Here is a 14,998-nt window from a genome sequence, read left to right as displayed (position 1 = left end):
CCTGGCAACGTCGCCCTCCTCTGTAGCCGGTGCCTGGTCTGTCGCAGTCGTAGGTGGGGGAGGATGGACGGGTGCTGATCGTGCGTGCGACCAAGAAACTGCTGCGTCTGGCGGGTCCGTCAATCGCGCGGGACGACGATCGGGGCACGACGTTGCTGGGTCCGTGGTATGCCACTGTCCTGTTCTGGCGGCCGCGGATCGTGCTGCTGGTCAACGAGACGACGTTGCTGCCCGTGCTACTGCCCTTGGCACCTACGGCGACCCTGAGCAGCAGGATCGCCGAGCAGATCAGCACGGCGCTGACCGTCCGCCAGGCTCCCGCCGCGTTCGTGGACCAGGAACGGCAGCACATGCAGACCGCCCAGCTCGGTGTTACCGCGAACCGCAGCGTGGTGGGCGTCATGACCGAGTTCACCCGCCTCGCCGAGATCCACCGCCACGACGATCCCACCGTGGACCTCGTCGAACTCGCGGTCCGGCTGGCTGCGACCCCTTGCAGCCCGCTGTACAGCAGAAACGTCAGCCCGGACCGCGAACTCGCTGCCACCTTGCAAGCGATCACTACCTGACACCGAACACGCCGCCAGGCAAGTTCGACAACATTCACTTGAGCTCGACGGCCCCGCCCACCGAGCCGGTGTGCTGATGATCAACCGCCGCGTCATCCGTGATGCGGCCCTGCCGCCGCCACTCACGCAGAAGGCGACGGCCGTAGTTGTTCGTTCCCGCGATCCGGTCCAACTCCGCGCCGGTCGGCGTGCGGCCCTTGGCCCGCTCGGTCACGTAGTACACCCACATCCGCTGCTCGGCCGTCGGCTCGGCCGACGACTGAGACTTGTCCGGGACCACCGCGAGACGCACCACCGGAGCCGTCTCGTCGCCGGTCTCGCCCGTCTCATTGGTCTCGTTGGCGATCTCGGCGCGGTGCCGTTTGAGCGCGCGGTTGAGCAACTCGACAGCCAGCAGCAGCGCCAGCGGTGGGCACGCCGCCACCGCCACGGCGAATACGTTCAGCTCCGGGGCCGCCGCCACGTTCGCGCAAAGCGAGAGGCAGATCCCGAACGCGAAGGACACCCAAGCCGCCCACCGGCCACCGGCCACCGTGGTCGGTCGTCTTCCACAACTCGACAGTGGCCGTGGTCAGGATGCCGTCCACGATCAACGGCCAGATCGCCGCCGTCGCCTCGTCGGCACCGAACCTCAAGGCGAACTCGCGGCCGTGCCGGTAAGAGGCGTATGCCGCGCCGAGCGCGACCAGCGCTGTGCACGCGCACTGCACCCACAGCGCGCGGTCCCTCCGAGTGATGGCCGTGGCGCTCACCGCCGCACACCTCCCGCCACACGCCGCGCGTCGGCCGGGCAGCAGCCGACGCAGGCGAACACCTGCGAGCCGGTCACCGACCGACCCACCGGCACATGCGGAACCCGGACACGGAAGTAGTCAACTCTGCACTCGACGCAGGCCAGCCCGTCGGCCTGCAACGGCGTCAACGCGGTGATGATCGTGTCGCCGTTCATCGGAAACCACCCGCCACCAGACGACGGGTGCCCACCGGGCGGATCGTGATCTCAGGCCCTTCGACCAGCACCGAGCGGTTCGTATGCTGATGCGTTAGGCCCACCAAAGAACTACATACACGAACACCCAGAGGGGCGGAGTCCGATATACCGGGCTCCGCCCCTTCGGTATTTGCGGCACCGGTGGATGCGGGTGTCTGGGGCACTCGGAAGACGGGGACCATGCGGCCCGGTCCGGTGATCTTGATCTTGACCAGGAAGGTCTCTACAACGGCCTTGCGTTGGTTGGGGTTGCCCGCCTTGATGATGGTGCGGATGTTGTGGTTGACCTGTTTGAGGGTGGCTGCGTCGGGCATGGTCGGATCGTTCTCCAGGTCCTCCAGGAGTTCGGCCTCGCGTGCTTGTAGTTGCTTCTGGGCGAGGCGGTGTCCGCGCATCCGTTCCTTGACGGTGTCGTCGTCGGCGTCGAAGGTGTCGGCCTCGAACGCGTCGAGGTACTTGTCGATCTTCGCGGTGACGGCGGTGAGTTTCGACCTGACGGTCTTGAGTTCGGCGGTGACCTTGTCGTGGCTGGACTCGTAGACCTTGCGGGCTGCATTGACGGCGTCACGAATGAGTTGGTGCTGGTTGCCGTAGAAGCTCGCCACGCAGTCGAGCACGGCTTGGTCGAGCGCGTCGGCGTTGATGCGTTCTAGGTCGCACGCGCTTACGCCGTACTTGAGGCGCTTGTTGCACGTGTAGTAGCGGTACGTCTTGGTCTTGCCGGTGGCCCTGGTGCCCACCATTGCCGTGCGGCACTTGGGGCAGGGCAGACGGCCGGTAGCCATGTAGTCCGAGCCGTTCGCGGCTCGGCGCGAGTGGCTGTCACCGCGTGCGTCCATGAGACGTTCGGCTTCGGCGAACTGGTCAGGCTTGATGATCTCGGGGTGGGCATCCAGGCTAATGATGTCGCGGTAGTGGATCTCGCCGAGGTAGACCCGGTTCTCCAGGATGGTGAGGATCCGTTTGAACGCCCAGAGTCCGCCGCTTCGGATGCGGTACCCACGTTCGTTGAGTTCGTTGGCGATCGACCGTGCGCCGATCCGGTCCTTTGTGTACAGGTCGAAGATCAGTCGGATGATGACGGCCTCGACCTCGTTCACGACCAGTCTGTGAGTGACCGGGTCGACCTGGTAGCCAGGCGGGGGCGGGCCGCCCTTCCAGCCTCCGGCTTCGGCCTTGCGTTCCATGCCCGCTGTGACGCGGTCCACGATCAGGTCCCGCTCGAACTGCGCGAACATCGACAGCAGCTGAAGCATCATGCGGCCGACCGGGGTCGAGGTGTCGAACGGCTCGGTTGCGGACCGGAACGCCACGCCGACGCTTTCCAGCTCGTCTAGCAGCGTCACGGTGTCGCGCAGGTTGCGGGAAAACCGGTCCACTCGGTACACGAGCAATACGTCGATCATGTTCGACTTGGCCCAGTGCATCGCTTGCTTGAGGCCGGGCCGATTGGTGTTCTTGCCTGACGCGTCGTCCTTGAATTCCTTGACGATCTTCCAGCCGGGCTGCGACTGGAGTAGGCGGTCAGCCGTGTGCCCTGCGCTTCGATGGTGTAAGGCTGGTTCTCGTCGTCCGTGCTGCGTCGCAGGTAGATGCCGACCTGCACGATGTCGAGGTTCATAGCGGCGGTACTGACTCTCTTTGTTCGCGTTCGCCTAGACAAAGAACTTCCCCCAAGTAGTCGCCGCGCGCCTGTTTCTGGGCGCGGTTTTCAGCAAGGCTCTGTCAATTCCGGCATTACTTTTGGCCATGTCCGGAATATAGCATTACCTCCGGTATTTAATTAGGCGCGGTTTTGCGTGGGGCGTTGTAATTCATTCCAGGTATTGATGAGTGTGGCGAGCGCGCTCACCGCGTCCTCGCGCTGCGCGTCGTCCAGGTCCTCGGTCTCGACGTGCTCGACCGTCCAGGCCTCAGGCTGGCGGGCTGCTGCGGTCATTCGTGGGCTTCCCCAGGTGCGAGCGCGGGAGCCCCAGACCAGCGAGGCCTGAGGGCTCCTCGCGTCGTGTGCGTCGGTTGGTGTCTGGATCGACGGCGCGCGTGTCTACAGCGGACGTGAAGTTGGGTGGGTAAGTTCGCGCGGCATGACAGCTCCCCCCTGAGTGGATGACTCAATGGGCACCGGTGGCGGGCCCGGTTGTCACCAGCGCGGCGGTCCTTGTGGCGCTTGCGTTCGGTGTCCGGGAGCAGTTCTGGCGTGCGGGAGATCGACGCCGAGCCCGTTGGCAGAACGCCAGAAGCGTGACTGGAAAACTCGCCGTGCTTGAAGAGGCGGGGCGTGTCAACGTTCAGCGCGTTGAAATCTGGAACGCGGGATCGCTCCCGATCCTGGACGTAGAGATGCGCATCATTGACGCGAACGGCAAGCGGTACTCGATCATGGACGACGACGGAGAACTGTGTGACTAGCTCTACCGTGCGGTGATCGCACAAGGCGAGGTGCACAGGCGAGAGAAGATCACGTGCATCGTCCCTAAAGATGGTGCCGTTGCCCTCGATGACCTGGTGCATCTCGTCGTGACGTGGAGAGATCCGTCTGACCGCTGGTGGACGTACTTTGCTCAGCCGCGTCGTTGGTTCGAGAGCAGATCGCGCCGCCGCGCGATTCGGATCGCTGAGAAGAAACCTCCGAAGGAGCGGCGGTCTTCACGACGTGGCGACGACGACCACTCGCTCCCCCAGGAGTGATTGCCCTATTCGGAGCGGTTGGTGCGAAGCGCCTCGAGTGGGCGGCCGGCGTTGTTGCGTGGGTCAGAGGTAGGAGTGACCTTGCTTCTCCGGTGAGCGCGACGCCGAACGCGCCGAGCAGTGCGAGGACCGCGGCCACGGTGTCGTTGATGGAGTCGGCCTGGCCGGTGGTGAGCAGACCGGAGCCGACCAGCCAGGAGACCAGCGCCGTGATCAGGCCGACCCAGGTCGCGACGGCGCGCAGCGGGCGGGGACGGGGTTCGAGCAAGGGGTATTCCTCCGTGGTGAGCTGGGTGTCGTCATGGCGTTCGAGCCACAGCACGGCGGCCCGGCTGCCCTTGATCAGTAGCCAGACGACGAGAGAGGGAGATGACCCAGTGCCCGCCGGGCGTGAGCTCGGCGGGCATCAGTTCGTGGGTCACGGACGGATGAGGTCGGCCCAGTCGTCCCGCCAGACCTCGCCCCAGCGGGTGGTCTTGTCGGCGCGAAAGGCGCGCTGCCAGGCGGCGACGGCGTCCTTGGTGGGCTGCTCGTAGATGCCGTCAGCCCAGCCGGGGTAGTTAGGTGCGAAGCCGAGGTGCTGCAACTCCTGCTGGATGAGGCGGACGTAGAACTGCTCGTCCTTGATGCCGCCCATCGACTCGGGCGCGCCGCCGTGGGACTCATTCGGGCCGGTGATCAGGCCGAAGTAGTGGTCGTCGGGCAGTGGGAACCGTGGCTTGGTCGGCGGCCGGGACGGCGGCGGCGTGCTGACCCCGCCGAGGATCGGCAGGTTCCACGCCCTGGGGTCGTCGCACAGCGGGGAGGCGACGACGGACAGGTGGAAGTGGGAGGTGTGGGGGTTGCTGCCGGTGTAGCGAACCCACTGCCACGGGTTGAACTGCGGCCGGGTGTCCATGATCAGCCCGTTGGCGATCACGTACTTAATCCTGGCGTCCTTCGATGCCTGGAGTTCGTCGGTGATGCGGTCAATGTCCACGCCGCTGGCGGGGGCGTGGGTGATGTCGATGGCGGTGACGATGCCGCCGTACCAGAGGTTGTGGCCGCTGTCCGTGCCCTGGTGGTTGGGGTCGCCGATGGTTCCATCGCTGGCCTTGTTGCGGCCGGGGAACTTGGCGTTGAACTGGTCTCGGAGGGTGAGCAAGCTGCGCGCTACGCGCCAGGCCATGTGTTCTCTTCCTGTTGGTGGGCAACAAAAAACGGCCGTCACCGGGCGGTGACGGCCGTTCGTTTTGGGGTGGGTTAGGTGTGGCGTCGCACGGCGGCGGCGATGTCCTCGGCCTGGCGGCGGCGGTCGCGCTCGTGGTCGAGTTCGGTTTCCAGTTCGGCAAGCCGTTGTTCGAGTTCGGCGACGCGAGCGCGCAGCGCGGTCATCTCGGTGGCGTGCGCGGTTTCGCGCGCTGCCAAGGCCTTGAGGTAGTCGGCGCGATCGGACCGATTGGAGGTCATCAGCCGGTGGTTCGCGGTGAGCAGGTAGCCCACGACGATCACGAGCGCTCCGGCAACGCCGAGCTGAGGAAGAAGGGAGGGGTCCACGTACCTCCCCTCGGTGCGTCGAGGTGGACGGATGCGGGACGCAACCGGGACCGGTGCTGTACCCTGAGGGAGCTGGCCCTGGTGGGGCGAGCCACACAACACAAAACACTTAAACGCAGACACTCAAACGGCTCAGAACTCAAAACGCGCATTCACTAAAAGCCACAAGTCATCACGCCACTTAGTCTTAAGACGCTCAGGCATTCGACACTCGGCACTCGCATCGCGCAGAACTCAAAGGCAGTCACTAAAAACATGTGCAAATCGCTGAAGAATCGCGTTCAAAATCTTGCGCTGGGCTGCTTCAAACCTGAGCTGAAGTGATCGTGCCCGGCTTACTACATCCACCATGACCAGCAGGTCACCGCAGCTCAGGGCGGGTTAGTGCCTGGAGTTCGCGTGTTTGAGCTTGTGGTGGTAGTTGGTCTCATGTTTCTGGCTGGGACCGGCGTATGGGCGTGGAGCGCATCCCTCCGTGATGGAAAGACCTCGTTGAGGGCTGGCTTCGATGTGGGGCAGGCGTCTGGCTCGTTTGAGCTGACCCGCGAATCCGAAGGCACCGCGCCATCAAATGAGGTCTCCGACCAGCCGACTCAGCAGCCGCGCATCGGCCGCGACAGCAGGGCGCGCAGGAGGAAGAACCGCTAATCACGGCACCCGGACGCCTTCGCGTGCGAGTTGCGCGCGGGCGTCCGGGTCGACGGCGGGGTCTGGGTTCAGGCCGGTGTCGGCGGGGACGCCGGGGCTGGTGGTGGCGCGCAGGGTGAGGAACTGGCGGATGCGTCCGGTGCCGTCGCCGCTGGTGCGGATGCCGATGACCCACGCCGAGGTGTCCAGGGCCGCGCCGACCTCGTCCACGACCCGCACGAGGTCGCCCAGCGTGATCCGCGGATCGGGCAGGATCTCGACGTCTCCGAGCACCGGAAGCGGTTGTGCAGCAACGGAGAGCAGGTAGTTGGCGATGCGTCCGGCGGTGTTGACGTTCTGAATCCACGGTGTAGCGGGGACTTGGTAGACCTGCGCGCCGTAGCGGGTGCGGCTGGTGATGTCGTAGCGCTGGGTGGACAACCTGGTGGGGCTACCGGAGGCGAGGCGCGGGGACCAGATCACCAGCGACGGAGTCCCGCTGGCGGTGGAGAGGTAGAGCGTCGAGCTGGTGAGGTTGCGGAAGGTCATCCGCAGGGTCGCGCCGTCGCGTTCGGTGGTCGACTCGACGAACCCGTTCACGGCGCCGCTGCCACTGCCGGTGGAGGTGGCGAACCGGACGCGGCTGCCCGTCGTCGGTTGGTTGCTGGCGTAGACGACCGTGGGCGGGGAGTCGTACTCGCTCACGTCGTAGTCGTAGGTGAACGTGCGCGTCTGGAACCCGAGCAGCGAGGGCACGAAGGTTTCGGTGAACCGCTCGGACGGTGTGCCGGGGGTGTAGGTCTGGTACGGGACGTCGATGGTGTTGCGGATCGAGTCGATCGCCTCGGACACCCGCAAAGACGCGATCTCCCGCGCCGAGGTCACTTTGATGATGGTCTGGCCGGGCGTGGTGAAGCGGGTGTTGTTGCGGTAGCGGAACACCCCGTAGGGGTCGAACTCGGCCGTGGCCTGTTCGGCCTGGGCCACGCTGGTGATCACATCCCACGCGGAGCTCTGCACGGGCGGAATCGCCCGCAACTCCGAGGTGACCTGGTCGAGCACCGCGCCACGGGTCCAGGTCTGGGTGAACTCCTCGCGCGTCATGCGGTTCTCGCGCAACGACACCTGCACGGCCTCGATCGGCAACGCCGAGGTGAGTTCCATGTAGTTGAGCTGCGACCAGCCGAGTTCGCGGAACGCGCCCATGTCGGTCTCGCGGTAGGTGTTGAACGCGGAGCCGGTGATGTAGTAGCGGGCAGAGGGTGTGCGGCCGTTCCAGGTCCAGTGCACGCCGATGTGGTAGAGGCCGTCGAACCGGATGTCCATCGCGGCGTCGCCCTTGACGGTGCCGCCGGTGCCGGTCGCGCCGATGTTCATCTGGTCGTCTTTGAAGTCGAACCAGTAGTAGATGTCGTTGATCTCGTTGTCCGCCTGGAACACCATCTTCAGCTCGACGCGGTTGCCCGAGGCCTGCAAGGTGGTGCGGTCCACCCAGAACTCGGTGAACAGGCCGCGCCCGCTCACGGTGGTGGGGGTGCGCGGGTCCCAGCGGACGGTGAAGGGTTGCGAGCCGGGAACGGCGGCCATCTCCCACGGTGCGCGGTCACGCCGGTAGGTCAGCGAGTTCGGGGTGTGGTCGCGGTAGAACCCGATGTCCGGGACGACGCCGCCGTGCATCGAGGCGTAGAGCGTGCAGTCCGCGCGCGGTGGTGGCGCGCTGTGAATGCCGCCCTCACGCAGCAGGTGGTCGACCACCCACGTGCCGGACGCGATCGGGTTGCCGTTCGCGGACAGGACGGCGGGCAGGCGGGCGGCGTCGCGCAGCTTCTCGGCGCCGTCGAGCGCCGAGACGGCCACGGTGCCGGTGCCGTTGTCGGCGGCCCGGTCGCGGACCTGGCCGCGAAAGCCGGGCAGGACCTCGCCCGTCAGGCCCCACCCGTGGGTGACGGACTGACCGGGCCTGGCGACGTCGCCCGTGTCGTGTGGGGCGTAAGGGGAGTAGAGCTGTGCGCCGGTCTTGTCGTCCTTGCCGGTGAGGGTCAGCCGGAGTTCGGCGGCGGCGCTGCCGTTGACCACGCGCATCGGCGCGGGCAGGTCGGTGTCGTAGGAGCGGTCGAGCGTCCACGATGTGGCTTGGTCGGTGAGGTCGCGGCCGGCGAGCCGGGTCAGGCTGGTGTTGGTGCGCTCGGCGTCAAGTAGGGCGGAGGTGAGTTTTCCGCTAGCGGGGAGTACGGTCGCCACGGATCAGCGCTAGCGCGGTGTTCACCACGCCCTGGATCAGCGCGAGCGCGCTGGAGATGATCTCCACGGCGTTGTGGAACGCGGGCTTCACGCCGTCGTTGATGAAGAACTTCAGCGCGGGAATCACGTAGTCCAGGAAGACACCGGCGAACCTGAGCAGCCCGGCGTTCCAGACGGTCATGATCCCGAGCGCCTGCGTGATCAGCGGGACCAGTTCGGTGAGCAGCGGCAGCAGCTCGGGCAGCAGCTCCGAGACGATGCGCAGCAGCAGCGGCGTCATCGGCAGCAAACCCTGCGACCAGAACTGAATCCATGCCTCGGCCAGCGGCGGAATCAGCGGAACGAGGTTGCGCAGCGCGTCGGCGAGGATCTTGCCCAGCAGCGTGCCGGTCTCGATCAACGACGGGGTAGCCGCCGACAGGTCCAGCGCCGTCACGAGCTGCCGGATCGACTCGACCAACACGGGCAGGACGGGCCGTGCCTGCTCCCAGGCGGCCATCAGGACGTCGGACCAGATCGTGGCCAGTATCGTGACCAGCGGCAACGCCGCTTCGATGGCCTGAACGAGCGCGCCGCCCAGCTCGGAAGCGATGGGGTCAGAGCCTCCAGCAGCGCCGACAAGGCGGGCACGGCCGTGCGCACCGCCTGAACCAGCAGACGGCCGATCGCAGCAACCAGCGGCTTGGCCGCGCGGGCCAGTTCGAGCAGGTCAGGGGTCAGTTCGCGGATGCCGTCGGCGAGCGCGCCGCCCACGAGCTCCTGCACGAGCTCGCCGACCACGGGTGCCAGCTCGGCGGCGATGCCCGAGACCGCGCCCAAGGCGGGGACCAAAACCGAGGCGAGCGCCTGCGCGGCGACCCCGGCCAGCGGGGCCAGCACGGCCAGGATTTCGGCGGCTGGTTTCGCTCCGGCGGCCAGCAGCGTGAACGCCTGCCCCAGGGACGCGCCGAGCTGCCCGACAGCAGGGACCGTGTCGGAAGCGAACGCGCGGCCCACGGCCTGAAGCAGCGTGAGCAAGCCGGAAGCAGCGGCATTGAGACCGCCGAAGAACTGTTGCAGCGCAACGGTTCCCTCCGCGCTGCGCAGGAACGCGAGCATGGAGCCGGTCAGCGCCGAAAGGGTGGCGAACAGGCTTGCGCCGTGGGTGTTCGCGGCGGACAGGACCGTGAACACGATCCGGCCCAGGTTCGCGATCGTGGTCAGGAAGTCGCCGACCGCCGACAGTCCGGCGCTCATCCACTCGCGCAGCTGCCCGGTCTCACGGGCACGGCTGACGAACTCAGCCAGACTCGTTGCGCCGTCAGCGAATCCGGACGCGAAGCCGGGAAGGATTCCGACCCGGCCGCCGCGAGATCACGGATGATCTGGAGCAGCGGCGCGGCCCCACCGGACAGCGCGCGGACGGACTGGCCGGTCTGGTCGAGGATCAGCTGGACGTCGTCGACCGTGCGGCCCTCGCGGGCGAACGCGGCGACGTTGCGGGCGGCGAGGTTGAAGCCTCCGGCGACCTCGGCCAGGCCGCCGCGCAGCACCGGCAAGTAGGTCCCGCCGAGCTGGTCGACTTCCTCACCGAGGCCGTCGAACAACTTCGTGCGGACATCGAGCTGCAGGCCGTCCAGTTGCGGCCGCAACGCGCGGACGGCGTCGGTGGTCTCCCGCATCGCTGGCGGGAAGTCCTTGACCGCCTTGGCGTAGTCCTCCGCGCTCTCGGCCTTGAACGCGTCCGACAGGCCCTCCACGCCGAGCTTGAGCGTGTTGACCGCGACGGCTGCGGCGATACCTACGGCCGGGAGCACCAGCAACGAACCCGACGCCGTGGCCGCCGCCGCACCGAGACCGCCGGTCAGGCTGATGGCCTGCGCCAGGGCACCGGCGAACGCCCCGTACTTCAGTGCGGCGGCGCCGACGGCGGCGGTGTTGCGGGTGATCTCAGTTGTGGTGCCGGTGATCGCGCGGTCGAGCTGGCCGAGCCCCGCCAGCGTGGTGGTGAACGACTGGTCCAGCACCGCCCGGAACTTGATCTCCTTGCGGCTCTGGCGTTCCCGTAGCGCGTTGGCTTCGCGTTCGGCGGGCAGAGTGTCGAGCTGGGCGAGCAGCCGCATGGCGGTCTGGTCGCTCTGGGCGGCGAGCTGCTGGAGCTGCGCGCGGGCCAGCGCGGTCTGGATCTGCGCGCCGAGGCTGATGTGGGGGTCGCCGCGCTCTTCCTCGTTGATGGCCCGCTTCACGGCGGAACCGAGGCCCACGAGGCTGGGCAGGATCTTGAGGTAGGCGTGTCCGACGAAGGTCAGCGGTGATCACCCGCCACGCATCCACAGCGCGATCTCGCGCAGGGACTTTGTCTCGGACTCCGCGGCCTCACCTCCTCCCGTGGCCGGGGCGGAGGTGGCGGGGGTCGAACGGTCCAGTCACGTCGGCGTCGGAAACCTTGTGCCCCAACGCGGCGGCGACCGTGGCCCACAGCAGCGTGACCCGGCGTTCCAGCGCGGCCAGCGCGAGATCCGCGCGAGTCCAGCCGGCGTCGGCCCCCGCTGTCCGCCAGACCGCCGAGTCTTCGGGCAGGTTGGCGACCAGCGCGCACACGCGGCGGTAGGACAAGCGGCCTCGGTAGAGGTCGAGAAGGTCGACCCCGTACCGCAACAGGGTCGGTTTCGAGGGCTTCGGCGGTGGTGTCGTCGGCCAGCAGGCGGCCGACGACTACGGGTTTCCCCGCCCCAGCTCCCGCATGATCGCCTTGGAGAAGTCGTCCGCGTCGCCGGTGGTCTTGGCCAGTTCGCAGAACGTCGCGTACTGGTCCTCACCGAGGATGAGCCGCAGAGCGGTCAGGGTGCGGCCCTGTTCCTCGGCCTCGATCGCGTCGAGCGGGTAGTCCTTCGGAGCGGGCAGCCCGAACCGCTTGCCTCGCCACATCACGGCCGAGCCCGGCTTTCCGGTGGCGTGGGTGTTGCCCGTCGCCTCGCGGCGCTGGCGCTGACTCAAGTCGTTGTCTCCTCAGGGTTTCAGTCGGACTTGCCGGATGCGGCGAGGGAGCCGCCGCCGGGGGTGGCCAGCAGGACGGCGGGGTCGTCGGTCAGCCATACGGCCAGCGTGGTGCCCGAGGCGGGGGAGAGGGCGGCGAAGGTGAGGCCTCAGCGGGCTTCCTGGGTGCGGGTCCACTGGGCGTCTGCGGTCTCGGAGACCTCGACGCGGGGGACGTAGAGCCGGTGGTGGTAGATCTCGGTGGCGCTGATCTGGTCGGTCCAGTCCACGCACAGCGCGCGCTCATCGCCCTTGGGGACGGCGCTGATCTCGGCGCGGTACTTCTTGGAGCCCTGCGCGGTTTCCGCGAAGGTCATGCCGCCGAAGTAGACGCCGAGCACCGCGCCCTTGGACTCCTGGAACACCGACGCCACAGTGAGTTCCTGGGAGGTGTAGATGTAGCGGGCCGGGGTGATCTGCTGCCAGTGCGTGGTGCCGGACTTCTCCACCGCACGCTTGATCGTGATCCCGTCCTCGATGGACAGGCCAAGGCCGGTCCAGGCGGCCGGAAGCGCGGTGGTCGAGTCGGGCGGTTCGGGCGTGCCGGGTGGGGCGAGGGACAGTTCCCCGGTGCCGGGGACACGGACGGGTGTGGGACGAAGAGCCAAGCGGGTGCCTCCGGAAATCGGGAGGGAGGCCCCGCGCGCTGGGTGAAGCGCCTCGAGTTACGGGGGCGGAGCCTCCGTAGCGGAACCATGGGGTCAGGGGCGGGCAGGGGTACGCACGCGGACGGCGACCGTGGCCATGGCCAGGGGCTTGCGGGTGTGCGGGTCGGGGGCGGCGATCGGTCCCACGATCGGCTCTGCGTCGAGCAGGCCGCGGGTACCGCGCAGGCTGCACAGCAGGGCGAGCGCCAGGCCGACCGCGGCCTTGGCGTCGTGGTCGGTGCGGTGCCAGCACGTCAGCCGCAGCACGACGCGTTGCACAGCGGGCCACCGCCAGGTGTGGCCCTCCTCGGTCAGGCGCAGCCACGGCAGCGACTGCGGCCCACCCTGGGGGCCGTGGCCGGTCTCGGTGCCCGCCTTGATCCCGGACAGCACAGGTTCGGGACGGGCGGCCAGCAGCGGACGCAGCAGGCCGAGCACGAGTTCCACCACGTCGACCGGAACGGGGATCGTGGCGGGGCCGGTCATGTGTCGTGGTGGGTGTCGAGGCCGTGCACGTTCAGGCCGAGTGCTTCGGCCGCGCGGGTGAGGACGCCGTGCGTGGCTTCCATGCCCATCCCGGCCGGGTGCTGCACCGCCACGGTGAACGCGACGCGGTCCGGGGCGGGGGCGTCCAGGACGTCGACGGGCAGCAGCTCGCCGGAGGTGACCCGGTGGCCTTGGGAGCGGGCGTTGGTGGCGACTTGTTCGGCGAGTTCCTTCACGTGCGCGGCGAGCGCCGGCGAGGTGCGCAGGAACTCGCCCATGCTGTCGGTGTCGACGCGGAAACCGCTGAAAGCCTTCATGGTTCAGCCCTCCACCTCGACGAGCCGCACCCAGAACCGGGTCCGGCCGAACGCGGGTTCCCACATCTCCGGCATGCCGTCGACGCGGAACATCCGGCCGCGCCACTCGACCTGTTCGCGCGGGCCGACCGGGGAGAACGTGAACAGCCGCCACCGCGTGATCACCGGCTGACGGCCGGTCTCCACGGGCTCAGTCGAGGTGTGCGGCTGCATGTAGCCCCGGATCTCACGGCGAGGCGCTCCAGACCCGTAATCGGGTGTGGGTGTGGGGTTGCCGTAGGGATCGGGTGTGTTAGTCGGTGTGACGACGGTGACCGCGTGCGGAAGCTGCAGCGGAGTTCACCTCCGTTGCTCAAGGTCTGCGCTGATCTGCTACATCGGAAGGGGGTCGCCAAAGTCTGTCTTTTGGTAGTTCAGGGTCAGACCGGTCGTCGCTGCAAACTGATCGACCAACGTCGTGCGGACTTCCACGACCACGTTGCGCAACCTGCACCCAACGTGTACTTGGGGAATCACGGCGCGTTGTGATCCCGTTCTGGCATCAAGGCGTTGTCAGGAAACCGGCCATGTAGACCGTCGCCCAGCGTCTTGATCAGTTTTGACTCAGTGCCGGTCCCGATGTTCTCCGGTCGGTAGCGGACGAGGTAGTTACGGAGGTCGATAAGAAGCGCTACAGGCTGATACGGCGATCGGCTTCGATCGAAGGGTTCGTGACCGCAGAACTTGAGTACCCAGTCGTACTTGTTCAATGTTCGCATTCTGTTGCTGTCGGTTGCCTCCCATAGCGCCGCCATTAGTTTCAGGCTTCCGGCGTCGAGTTGGCCGACATATGAGTGAAGCTCGTCGCTCGCGTCCTGGTAGACCTCATTGATCGCTGCTTCCAGGAACATCACCGATTCGGCGATGGCGCTGAGCACGAGCCCACGATGCCGGATACTGAAGTGGGAAGGAGGTTCCGCGTACTTACGTTCAAGTTCTTCAGCCGCCTCGGCGGCGTACCGAGCCGCGTAGAGATGATGCGTTGACAGATAGCTGCGCACACTGATGGTCGCCACCAGCGTGGACTCCGCGACCAGGCGTGCTGCACCCTGTTATCCGTGTTCGATTCAACGTCAGGCATGCGCCGACGGTAGCCCGGTGACAGACAGCCGCAACCGATTTCTACATCGCATGTCGACGACTAGGTAGTCCAGATAGAGAATGCCCGGCCGCTCGGGTTGGGGCGCAGCAGGTCAAGTTCGGTCTCGGTGAAGTACAGGCCGCCACCGTCGTGCGCGAGAGTCCGGGAGTGCCCGCCGATCGCCTCGTCTTTGAGTCCTTCCGGCGGGTGGCGAGTGCGCGCAGAACGGCAGCGCTCACCACCCCGACCGCCGTGGGCGGAGCCGGAACGGTCATCGATGGGACGAGGCTGCGCGCCATCGCAGAGGCGTCCGTGCACAGCACCGTGACGCGGGCGCGCTCGACCGGCGTGAACTGCTGCTCGGTGCGGGCCTGGACGTCGTCAGCGGTGGCGAGGGGAACGGGTGACGACACGGCATCACCCGCCCGCATGTCGACGACGGCAAGTCAGTCGCGGCACCGCGGTACGCGGCATATCCTGACCGGTTCGACTCCGTCGAGTTGAGAAAGTGTGCAGAGATGAGCTTGTGGACGCCGCCCGGTGCCGACCTCAGTGAGTTTGCCGCGCCCGAACCTGACCCGCGAATGGTCAGGTTCGGCGGAGGCTTCGACCAGGACGGCCAGCCTCGTCCGTTGACCTACCGTCGCCTCAAGGAATGCGCTGACTCGTGGGTCATCACGTCGGCCACGCCCGAAGGTCCAGCCCAATGCCGCTAAGTTAACGATCTTGGATGTGGCCGTCTGAGGTCGTGAAGTGGTTGA

Annotated in this window: 19 protein-coding genes and 2 pseudogenes; 2 read left to right on the top strand and 19 right to left on the bottom strand. The window is 67.1% G+C overall.

The window, feature by feature from the left end; genetic code table 11:
• The first annotated feature begins 71 nt into the window (after positions 1–71).
• The gene (locus IEZ09_RS21905; RefSeq protein ID WP_189255612.1) at positions 72–569 is read left to right on the top strand and encodes a DUF6933 domain-containing protein; all 498 of its coding nucleotides are present in this window, start codon (positions 72–74) and stop codon (positions 567–569) included.
• A 34-nt stretch (positions 570–603) separates the two neighbouring features.
• Here IEZ09_RS21905 and IEZ09_RS21900 read toward each other — a convergent pair.
• From IEZ09_RS21900 to IEZ09_RS21885, 5 genes and pseudogenes are all read right to left on the bottom strand, one after another.
• Positions 604–1,321: pseudogene (locus IEZ09_RS21900) on the bottom strand (DUF2637 domain-containing protein).
• Complete coding sequence (locus tag IEZ09_RS21895; protein WP_189255611.1) at positions 1,318–1,518, bottom strand: hypothetical protein; 201 nt, start codon at positions 1,516–1,518, stop codon at positions 1,318–1,320. The pseudogene IEZ09_RS21900 and the gene IEZ09_RS21895 overlap by 4 nt, the downstream one beginning before the upstream one ends.
• Complete coding sequence (locus IEZ09_RS47490) at positions 1,515–2,345, bottom strand: recombinase zinc ribbon domain-containing protein (protein WP_268247641.1); 831 nt, start codon at positions 2,343–2,345, stop codon at positions 1,515–1,517. The genes IEZ09_RS21895 and IEZ09_RS47490 overlap by 4 nt, the downstream gene beginning before the upstream one ends.
• A 57-nt stretch (positions 2,346–2,402) precedes the next feature.
• A pseudogene (locus tag IEZ09_RS47485) lies at positions 2,403–3,056 on the bottom strand (recombinase family protein); the annotation flags it as partial.
• A 287-nt stretch (positions 3,057–3,343) separates the two neighbouring features.
• A complete protein-coding gene (locus tag IEZ09_RS21885) occupies positions 3,344–3,499 on the bottom strand; it encodes a hypothetical protein (protein ID WP_189255609.1) in 156 nt (51 codons plus the stop codon).
• A 167-nt stretch (positions 3,500–3,666) separates the two neighbouring features.
• Here IEZ09_RS21885 and IEZ09_RS21880 point away from each other — a divergent pair, with 167 nt between their 5' ends.
• Positions 3,667–3,969, top strand: coding sequence for a hypothetical protein (locus tag IEZ09_RS21880; protein WP_189255608.1), 303 nt, complete (start codon positions 3,667–3,669; stop codon positions 3,967–3,969).
• Between the two features lie 64 nt (positions 3,970–4,033).
• On the opposite strand, the gene IEZ09_RS21875 is transcribed toward IEZ09_RS21880, so the two are convergent.
• From IEZ09_RS21875 to IEZ09_RS21810, 14 genes are all read right to left on the bottom strand, one after another.
• On the bottom strand, positions 4,034–4,570 hold the full coding sequence (locus IEZ09_RS21875) for a hypothetical protein (protein WP_189255607.1): 537 nt from the start codon (positions 4,568–4,570) through the stop codon (positions 4,034–4,036).
• Positions 4,571–4,666: 96 nt separating this feature from the next.
• Positions 4,667–5,416, bottom strand: a complete 750-nt coding sequence (locus tag IEZ09_RS21870) for a peptidoglycan-binding domain-containing protein (protein WP_189255606.1) — start codon at positions 5,414–5,416, stop codon at positions 4,667–4,669.
• A 74-nt stretch (positions 5,417–5,490) separates the two neighbouring features.
• Positions 5,491–5,784: a hypothetical protein gene (locus IEZ09_RS21865; RefSeq protein WP_189255605.1), complete on the bottom strand. Its 294-nt coding sequence runs from the start codon at positions 5,782–5,784 to the stop codon at positions 5,491–5,493.
• Between the two features lie 648 nt (positions 5,785–6,432).
• Positions 6,433–8,652, bottom strand: coding sequence for a hypothetical protein (locus IEZ09_RS21860; protein WP_189255604.1), 2,220 nt, complete (start codon positions 8,650–8,652; stop codon positions 6,433–6,435).
• Positions 8,630–9,196, bottom strand: a complete 567-nt coding sequence (locus IEZ09_RS21855; RefSeq protein ID WP_189255603.1) for a hypothetical protein — start codon at positions 9,194–9,196, stop codon at positions 8,630–8,632. The genes IEZ09_RS21860 and IEZ09_RS21855 overlap by 23 nt, the downstream gene beginning before the upstream one ends.
• Positions 9,151–9,888: a hypothetical protein gene (locus IEZ09_RS21850; RefSeq protein ID WP_189255602.1), complete on the bottom strand. Its 738-nt coding sequence runs from the start codon at positions 9,886–9,888 to the stop codon at positions 9,151–9,153. The genes IEZ09_RS21855 and IEZ09_RS21850 overlap by 46 nt, the downstream gene beginning before the upstream one ends.
• A complete protein-coding gene (locus IEZ09_RS21845) occupies positions 9,885–10,877 on the bottom strand; it encodes a hypothetical protein (RefSeq protein WP_189255601.1) in 993 nt (330 codons plus the stop codon). Before IEZ09_RS21845 ends, IEZ09_RS21850 begins: the two co-directional genes overlap by 4 nt.
• Before the next feature lie 130 nt (positions 10,878–11,007).
• Complete coding sequence (locus tag IEZ09_RS21840; protein ID WP_189255600.1) at positions 11,008–11,247, bottom strand: hypothetical protein; 240 nt, start codon at positions 11,245–11,247, stop codon at positions 11,008–11,010.
• Between the two features lie 99 nt (positions 11,248–11,346).
• Positions 11,347–11,628, bottom strand: coding sequence for a hypothetical protein (locus IEZ09_RS21835; RefSeq protein ID WP_189255599.1), 282 nt, complete (start codon positions 11,626–11,628; stop codon positions 11,347–11,349).
• 149 nt (positions 11,629–11,777) lie between these two features.
• Positions 11,778–12,275, bottom strand: coding sequence for a phage tail tube protein (locus IEZ09_RS21830; protein ID WP_189255598.1), 498 nt, complete (start codon positions 12,273–12,275; stop codon positions 11,778–11,780).
• Positions 12,276–12,368: 93 nt separating this feature from the next.
• A complete protein-coding gene (locus IEZ09_RS21825; protein WP_189255597.1) occupies positions 12,369–12,800 on the bottom strand; it encodes a hypothetical protein in 432 nt (143 codons plus the stop codon).
• The gene (locus IEZ09_RS21820) at positions 12,797–13,117 is read right to left on the bottom strand and encodes a hypothetical protein (protein WP_189255596.1); all 321 of its coding nucleotides are present in this window, start codon (positions 13,115–13,117) and stop codon (positions 12,797–12,799) included. The genes IEZ09_RS21825 and IEZ09_RS21820 overlap by 4 nt, the downstream gene beginning before the upstream one ends.
• Before the next feature lie 3 nt (positions 13,118–13,120).
• Entirely contained in the window at positions 13,121–13,303 is a 183-nt protein-coding gene (locus tag IEZ09_RS21815; protein WP_189255595.1) for a hypothetical protein, read from the bottom strand.
• A gap of 326 nt (positions 13,304–13,629) precedes the next feature.
• A complete protein-coding gene (locus IEZ09_RS21810) occupies positions 13,630–14,172 on the bottom strand; it encodes a hypothetical protein (RefSeq protein ID WP_189255594.1) in 543 nt (180 codons plus the stop codon).
• Between the last annotated feature and the right edge of the window lie 826 nt (positions 14,173–14,998).

It is taken from the genome of Lentzea flava (assembly GCF_014648475.1).
GTDB classification, from domain to species: Bacteria; Actinomycetota; Actinomycetes; order Mycobacteriales; family Pseudonocardiaceae; genus Lentzea; species Lentzea flava.
This window is presented reverse-complemented; position numbering and strand designations above follow the sequence as displayed.